The organism is Pseudomonas sp. AGC41, from assembly GCF_057334555.1.
Genome location: NZ_JBHFJB010000145.1, coordinates 23645 through 31384, shown reverse-complemented (window position 1 = coordinate 31384; position 7740 = coordinate 23645). Strand labels below are relative to the sequence as shown.

The following is a 7740-nucleotide window of genomic DNA, read 5'->3' as shown; positions in this document are numbered from 1 at the left end:
CGCCTGCCTCATGGGGCCCGCTTCGCAGGCCAGCGGGAGCAAGCTCTCTCGCCACAAAAAGCTCGTCGCACCGTTGCCTTGAGATTCAGCGCGGCGTCTCGGGCTTGTAACCCAACCGCAATCCGCCCCAATGACGCCCCTTGAGCATGATCCGCACCGACAGGTCATGCATCAGCTCGCCGGTGTCGCGGGTATAGGTTTGCAACAGCACCGGCTGCTGGTGGCTGCCGCAGCGAATCCCGGTGCGATCGGAAAACTTGCGTTTGGTGCGGTTGCTCAGCGTGTCCACCTGGGGATCGCCGGTCAGTGGCTGGCAGAAGGCGTTGTTGTGGGTCGGCACGTAGCCTTGCTGGGTACAGGCGATCGCAAACACCAGGCCCTCATGCCGGGCAAGCAGCGGTTCCTGGATCGCCGGCAGCACCTGATCGGTGTAGCGGTCGAAACGGGTCTGGAACTTCGCCGGATGGGTATTGGGAATGGGCTGGTAACTCCGGTCGAACAGGTCTTCCAGGCTGATACGGCCCTGGTCGATGTCCGCTTCGAACTGCGTAGCAATCCGGCTCGCGCCTTCGCGTGCCAGGTCATAGACCCGTTGATGGTAATCGTCGAGACCGACCTCGGCCAGACGTTCACTGATGGTTTCCGCCTGGCCCTCCATCTGCACGGCAGCCTCGGCCAGGCGCTGGGTCTGTTGGTCACTGATCGCCAGGTCGCTGCGCATCTGCTCGATGGCATGGAACAAGCTGTCGAGTTGCTCGCGGTTGGTATCGGTGCCTTGGGCGATGGCGCTGACCTGGGTTTCGACACCGGCCGCGAGGCGGGCGATGTTTTCCAAGTGCTGGCCGGTGTGCTCGACCTGCTGCACGCCGCTGTCCAGGTCGCCGGCCAGTTGCCGGATCTGTTCAACCACCTGCGCGGTGCGCTGCTGGATGTCCGCGACCATCACCCCGACCTCGCCGGTTGCCGCGGCGGTGCGCCCGGCCAGGCCGCGAACCTCGTCGGCCACCACCGCGAACCCGCGGCCATGCTCGCCGGCCCGAGCCGCTTCGATGGCGGCATTGAGCGCCAACAGGTTGGTCTGGCTGGCGATGGATTGAATCACCAGGCTCACGCGCTGGATTTCGTCGCTGCGCACGCTCAGCGCTTCGATCAACTCGCGGCTGTCATTGGCGCGCTGGCTGAGCTGATGCATGCGGCTGATGGATTCCACCAGTTCGCTGCGCCCGGCGACGCTACTGCGATGGGCCTCGCTGGCCGCCCCCAACGCCTGTTGACTGAGCTGCGAGGTGGCCTGCTCCGTCGCGATCATCGCCTCGGCATTGCTGACGATCTGCGCTGCAGCGCCCAGCTGCGACTGGACCTTGCCGGCCAATTGCTTGACCGAATAGGCCACCCCCGCCGCCGACAAAGCGTTATGGCTGGTGGTGTAGGAAAGATCGCGGGTCAACTCGGCGAGGCTGTCATTTACCGCGGCCGCGGGCGTACTGGCCAGGCGTGAGCGCAGGCGTGGCAACCAGACGATGAGCAGCGCCAGAGGCAGGCCCAGATACAACGACCAACCGCCCAAGGTCATGCCGCACAGCAGCAAAACCAGCGCGACGCTTTGCAAGGTCGGCGCAAGCCAGCGCACCGTGCCATGCGCTGCGGGCACCGAGGCCGACGCTGCCGCCGCCAGAGATCCGTCTGTCGCCATGTTTGTCACCCACATTTCTCATTGTTATGCACGCATTAAACGCCACTACAAGGCCATTATCCATGGTCCATTAGTCGTGTCTTTGCATCGGTTCAATGAGCATAGGCGAACAGGCGAAAGCAAAAAGATCGCAGCCTCCGAAAGAAGGCTGCGATCTTTTTCTGAAACGGAATCAGGCCTGACGCTGGTGCTTGTCGATCTGCTCGTGACGTTCCTGGGCTTCGATGCAGTATTTGGTGGTCGGACTGATCAGCAGGCGCTTGAGGCCGATCGGCTCGCCGCTGTCGTCGCACCAGCCGAAGCTTGCGTCGTTGATGCGGTCCAGGGCCTGCTCCAGTTGCGGCAGCATGCGTTGGTCGCGATCGATGGCGTTGACCAGCCAGGTGCGCTCTTCTTCCACGGAAGCGGCGTCCGCCGGGTCGGCCGGGGTGTCCAGGCTCTCAATGGCGATTCGGTTCTGTTCGATGCGCTCGTGGGTTTCGACTTTCATGTTCTGCAACAGCTTGGTGAAGTAAGCCAGTTGCTCGGCATTCATGTAGTCATCCGCCGGCATGGCCAGCAACTTTTCCTTTGTCATTGATATCTCTATAAAAAAACGTGCATTAAGGCGAATTATGGAGCGTCCCGCACCGGACTTGGTACGAAAGGCGCCTGCGTGACTTCTCGTACCCGTCCTGAGCCGCCACGCTCATCGGGAAGGCGCCGTTTATTCCAAGCGCCACCCGGCACTCAATTTACGAGGGGCGGCAGTCTAAAGCCGAGTCGGGGTGTCAGCAACCGAAAACATGGGGAAAATGTCCGACAACCGCTTCAAATACTGCCTCGACGGGCTTCTACCGGCCATCGGAGTGCGTTTATAACAAGAAATTCGCTGCAATGGCTGTATTAAGAAGACAAATGGCAACGCCACGCGGGTCAGGCGTGGCGCTTTGTCGCATCGGCAGTGACCTAGCGCTTGAGTTTGCGCTTGTTGCGGTATTGGTCGATGACTACCGCGACCACGATGATCAGTCCCTTGATGATGTCCTGGATATAGGCATCGACACCGACAAAGGTGAAGCCGCTGGCCATCACCCCGAGGATCAGCGCGCCGATCACCGTCCCGGTGATGCGCCCCACTCCGCCGGCCAGGCTGGTGCCGCCGATAACAGCCGCGGCAATCGCGTCCAGCTCATAAGACATGCCCATCCCCGCTTGCCCGGTCGCCGCACGCGCCGAAGCCACCACGCCGGCGAGGCCCGCCAGCAGCCCGGCGATGCTGTAGACGATCACCAGGTGGCGCTTGACGTTGATCCCGGAGGTCCGCGCCGCCTGCATGTTGCCGCCGATGGCGTAGGTGTATTTGCCGTACTTGGTGTAGCGCAAGGCGATGTGAAAGATCACCGCAACGACCAGGAAGATGATGACCGGCATCGCGCCATGGCCGATGGCGGTGTACGAATCAGACAGCATGCTCACCGGCTGGCCTTCGGTGTAGTACCGCGCCAGGCCACGCGCCGAGACCATCATGCCGAGGGTGGCGATGAAGGGCGGGATACCGGTCATGGCGATGATGCTGCCGTTGATTGCACCGGCCAGCAGACCGACCCCCAGCCCCGCCACCACCGGGATCCACACCGGCAGGTCCGTCAGCGAGGGAAATACCGCCCGGGCAAAATCAGAGGTCTGGGCCAGGCTGGCGGCAATCATCGCCGACAGCGCCAGCACCGAGCCGGACGACAGGTCGATGCCGGTGGTGATGATCACCTGGGTTACGCCGATGGCCAGCAGGCCGATGATCGACACTTGCAGGATCATCAGCACCAGGCGTTGCGAATTCATCAGGAAGCTCTGGTCGCGCATGATCCAGCCAAACATCTCGAACACCAGCCCGATACCGATCAGCACCAGGAATATGCTCAGTTCCGTCGGCAACCGTCGACGCGTCCTGGCCGGAGCGGCCGCGGGTTTGTTTTCCAGTATCGCGTTCATAGCCTTATACCTTTGTTATCTGGGCTGACGGGCATCAGGACAGACCCGACGCCAGTTGCATGACTCGTTCCTGGGTTGCTTCGCTACGGTCGAGAGTGCCCATCAGGTCACCTTCGTGCATCACCATGACCCGGTCGCTCATGCCCAGCACTTCCGGCAGCTCCGAGGAGATCATGATGACCGCCATGCCTTCGCTGGCGAGGTAGGAAATGAGCCGGTAGATCTCCGCCTTGGCGCCCACATCGATGCCGCGGGTCGGTTCGTCGAGGATCAGGATGCGCGGATTGGTCATCAGCCAGCGAGCCAACAATGCTTTCTGCTGGTTGCCGCCGGACAAGGTGTCGATGCATTGCTCCAGGGACGGCGTCTTGACCCGCAGCTTCTTGCACATGTCTTCGCACAGCGCGCGCAGGGCTTTTTGCTGGATGAAGCCGTTGCCGACGTAATGGGGCAACACCGCCATCTCCATGTTTTCCAGCACCGACAGGCAGGGGAACAGGCCGCTGAGCTTGCGGTCCTCGGTCAACAGGGCGAAGCCCTTCTCGATCGCCATGTGCGGGTCGCTGATGCGCACCGGCTCGCCGTCCAGCAGGATCTCGCCGCCGGTGGCGGGGGTCACGCCAAAGATGGCCTCGGCGACATTGGTCCGGCCTGAGCCCATCAACCCGGCGATGCCAAGGATCTCGCCGGCATGCAGGTCGAACGACACGCCTTTGAAGATGCCGTCCAGGCTCAGGTCGCGTACCGACAGCACTTGATCGCCGATGGGCTTGTCCCGCTCGGGAAACAACTGGCTCAACTCGCGCCCGACCATCATCGAGATCAGGCTGTCGCCGTCCATGCTGTCGGCCCGTTGCAGACCGATGTAGGCACCGTCACGGAACACCGCCACCTCATCGGCGATGGCGAACACTTCATTCATCTTGTGGGTGATGTAGATGATGCCCTTACCCTGGGCCTTGAGGTCGGCAATGATTGAAAACAGATGCGCGACTTCCGTCTCGGTGATGGCCGAGGTCGGTTCGTCCATGATCAGGATGTCCGAGTCATACGAAACGGCCTTGGCGATCTCCACCATCTGCCGCTCGGCGATGCTCAGGTTGCCCACCTGCTCCTCGGGGTCGAGCTTGATCCGCAGGCGCTCCAGCAGGCGCGCGGTGCAGCGGTGCATCTCACCGTGGTCGATCATGTGCAGGCCGTTGAGCTGCTCACGGCCGATCCAGATGTTCTCGGCGATGCTCATGTGCGGCATCAGGTTCAGTTCCTGGTGGATCATCGCGATCCCGGCCTGCAAGGCCGCCAGGGGCGTGTCGAAGGTGATCGGCTTGCCGCGCAGGCGCAGCTCACCGGCATCCGGCTGGTAAATGCCGGCGATGATTTTCATCAGCGTGGATTTGCCTGCGCCGTTTTCGCCCATCAGGGCCAGCACCGAACCGGGGCGCACCCGCAGCTGCACGTCGGACAGCGCCACCACGCCGGGAAAGCCTTTGCTGACGTTGACGACTTCCAATAGGTACGGCTCGTCAGGTAATGCGTCCGGCTGGAAAGTCGCCGCCGGTGCGCTCATAGCAGTCGCTGATGCGAACATGATCAGGTACTCCCTCGGCAAGGTCGGCGCGGCGGCCTCGCCCGTTTATTGTTGTGATGGAACGGGGGACGTTACTTGAACTGATCGACATTCTCCGGCGTGATCAGGCGATAGGGCACCACGACGGATTGCATCTTCTCGCCCTTGGCCATTTTCACCGCCGTGTCGATGGAGCCATCGGCCTGGCCCTTGGCGTCCTGGAACACCGAGACCGCCATCTCGCCTTTCTTGATGGCGTTCAAGCCATCCGGCGTGCCATCGACCCCGGCAATCAGGACGCTGCCCTTCTCTTTGCCAGCGCCCTTGAGCGCCATGGCGGCGCCGATGGCCATCTCGTCGTTGTTGGACACCACGGCCTGGAAGTCGCGGCCCTGGGTCAGCCAGTCATTCACCAGGGTCATGCCCTTGTCCCGCGACCAGGTGCCGGTCTGTTCCTGTTCGATCTTGATGCCCGGATACTTGGCCAGCACTTCCTTGACGCCCTTGGTGCGGTTGGTGGTGGAGTTGTTGGCCAGGTCGCCTAGCAGGATCACGATGTCGCCCTTGCCGCCCATCTTGTCGGCCAGGTATTGCATCTGCATGCGCCCGGCCTCCAGGTCATCGGAGGCCACGGTGACCACCCCTTCCGGTAACTTCGTATCGTCCGGGCGGCGGTTGACGTACACCAGCGGGATGCCGGCGGCGAATGCGGCCTTGGTGATGCGCTGGGTCGCGGCGGTGTCAACGGGGTTGACGATGAGCGCATCGACCTTCTGGCTGATGAAGCTTTCCACCTGGCTCAGCTGCTTGACCACGTCACTGCGCGCATCTTCGAATTGCAGCGTGACGCCGTCCGGCAGGGACTTGGCTTTCTTGTCCATGGATTCGCGCAGGTAGGTCAACCAGGTGTCATCGAACTGGGACATGCTGACGCCGATCTTCAGGTCCGCCAGGGCAGCGCCGCTGGCAAGCATCAATGACAGGGCCAGCGAGGCAATACGGGTCTTGGTCTTCATGAACGGTCTTTCTCCACATTTTTGTTGGTCTTATGGATAAGGCGTGACGGACTTCAGGAACGTGGCAAAGGCACGATCGGTGCGCCGGGCATGCAGCACACCACGGCGCCGTTGCGCTGGATGCACAGGGATTCGAACAAGGGAAGGATTGCGGACAGGCGCAAGGACAGTGGCAGGTGAAACGCAGAGCGGTTGAAGGTTTTCATCGACGGTACCTGGCTGTGTTTCTTGTTTTTGTTTAGTTCGTCGTTCATTCAAGCCGAGCCTGGATAAACGCGAACAGGGTTGTCGGTCACCTGGAATCGACTTTATTGGAAAATATTTTCCATATCAACTGATTTTAGAATTTTATTCGTTTTTTGTTCCATGTCCTACAGGCGCGACTAAACACACAACCTCGCCCTGCTCCGCGCTCTGCCTTGCCGCATCCAGGATTCGTGTGGTGGCCAAGGCGTCGCGGGCCAACACCGGCAGCGGGCCGTCGCCCTGCAAGGCGGCCTGGAGGCGCTGGTAGAACGCCAGCCAGCAACCGCGCTCCGAGGCCACGCGCTCACGTTCGGCACCGTGTTCGAACCAGCCCCAGCGCCGGTGTTCCTCGGTGCCCCAGCGCTCGCCTGCGGTGGCCGGGCTCAACCCCGCCAACGCTTGAGCCTCCTGCCCATCGAGGCCTTCGACGGTGTAGCAGCCTTCGCTGCCACTGACCCGAAAGCGGGGGCGCGGGGCGTTCTGCAGGCAACTGCCGCGCAAGTGCGACACGGCACCACTGACATGGGCCAACGCTACGAAGAAGCCATTGTCATAGGCCTGGTCCGGCTGTCGATAATCCAGCTCGGCGTAAACCCGCATCACCGGGCCGAACAACTGCAGCGCCTGGTCCACCAGATGACTGCCAAGGTCTCGCAGGAATCCGCCGCCGCTGCCCTTGCCCACCGAGGCCGGTGAATACCGTTCGACGTTGGATTCAAAGCGGATCACTTGCCCGAGAGCGCCGGATCCGAGCAACTTGCGCACGGTGAGGAAGTCCGAATCCCAGCGCCGGTTCTGGTATACGCTCAACGGCACGTTACCCCGTTCGGCGGCCAGCACCATCACCTCAGCCTGGGCGGCATCAAGGGCAAAAGGCTTGTCGCTGACCACCGCCACGCCGTGCTCGATGGCTTCCAACACCAGCGCTTGGCGCGTGTCCAACGGCGTGGACACCACCACCGCATCGACGCCGGCCGCCACCAATTGTGCAAGGCTGTCGAACGCTTGGGCCTGTGGATGCTCGGTTGCCAATTGCTGGCGTCGCTCGGCGGAGCGGGTCACCACGCCGACGAAGGTGACCCCCGGCAGGCTGCTGATCAGCGGCGCATGGAAAAACCGCCCGCCCTTGCCATAGCCGACTAGTCCGATTCGCATGAAAGCTCCTTATGTAGATGCAACTCCTGTGGGAGCGAGCCTGCTCGCGAAAGCGGTGGACCAGTCACATCAATGCTGGCAGACCCACAGCC

At 62.1% G+C, this 7740-nt stretch carries 7 protein-coding genes; all 7 read right to left on the bottom strand.

What is annotated here, in order from left to right; all coding sequences use genetic code 11:
* Nucleotides 1-85 precede the first annotated feature (85 nt).
* A complete protein-coding gene (locus ACE04F_RS23390) occupies nt 86-1309 on the bottom strand; it encodes a methyl-accepting chemotaxis protein (RefSeq protein WP_486110106.1) in 1224 nt (407 codons plus the stop codon).
* 556 nt (nt 1310-1865) lie between these two features.
* A complete protein-coding gene (locus ACE04F_RS23385) occupies nt 1866-2270 on the bottom strand; it encodes a TraR/DksA family transcriptional regulator (protein ID WP_186640060.1) in 405 nt (134 codons plus the stop codon).
* A gap of 371 nt (nt 2271-2641) precedes the next feature.
* Nucleotides 2642-3664 carry an ABC transporter permease gene (locus ACE04F_RS23380; RefSeq protein WP_135845008.1) on the bottom strand — a complete coding sequence of 341 codons (1023 nt, stop codon included), beginning with the start codon at nt 3662-3664 and terminating at the stop codon, nt 2642-2644.
* 34 nt (nt 3665-3698) lie between these two features.
* Nucleotides 3699-5252 (bottom strand): sugar ABC transporter ATP-binding protein, encoded by a 1554-nt coding sequence (locus ACE04F_RS23375; protein ID WP_486110105.1) that lies wholly within the window; start codon nt 5250-5252, stop codon nt 3699-3701.
* Nucleotides 5253-5323: 71 nt separating this feature from the next.
* On the bottom strand, nt 5324-6247 hold the full coding sequence (locus tag ACE04F_RS23370; protein ID WP_486110104.1) for a sugar ABC transporter substrate-binding protein: 924 nt from the start codon (nt 6245-6247) through the stop codon (nt 5324-5326).
* Nucleotides 6248-6300: 53 nt separating this feature from the next.
* Complete coding sequence (locus tag ACE04F_RS23365; protein ID WP_486110103.1) at nt 6301-6501, bottom strand: hypothetical protein; 201 nt, start codon at nt 6499-6501, stop codon at nt 6301-6303.
* Between the two features lie 94 nt (nt 6502-6595).
* Nucleotides 6596-7648 carry a Gfo/Idh/MocA family protein gene (locus ACE04F_RS23360; RefSeq protein WP_486110102.1) on the bottom strand — a complete coding sequence of 351 codons (1053 nt, stop codon included), beginning with the start codon at nt 7646-7648 and terminating at the stop codon, nt 6596-6598.
* Nucleotides 7649-7740: the final 92 nt, after the last annotated feature.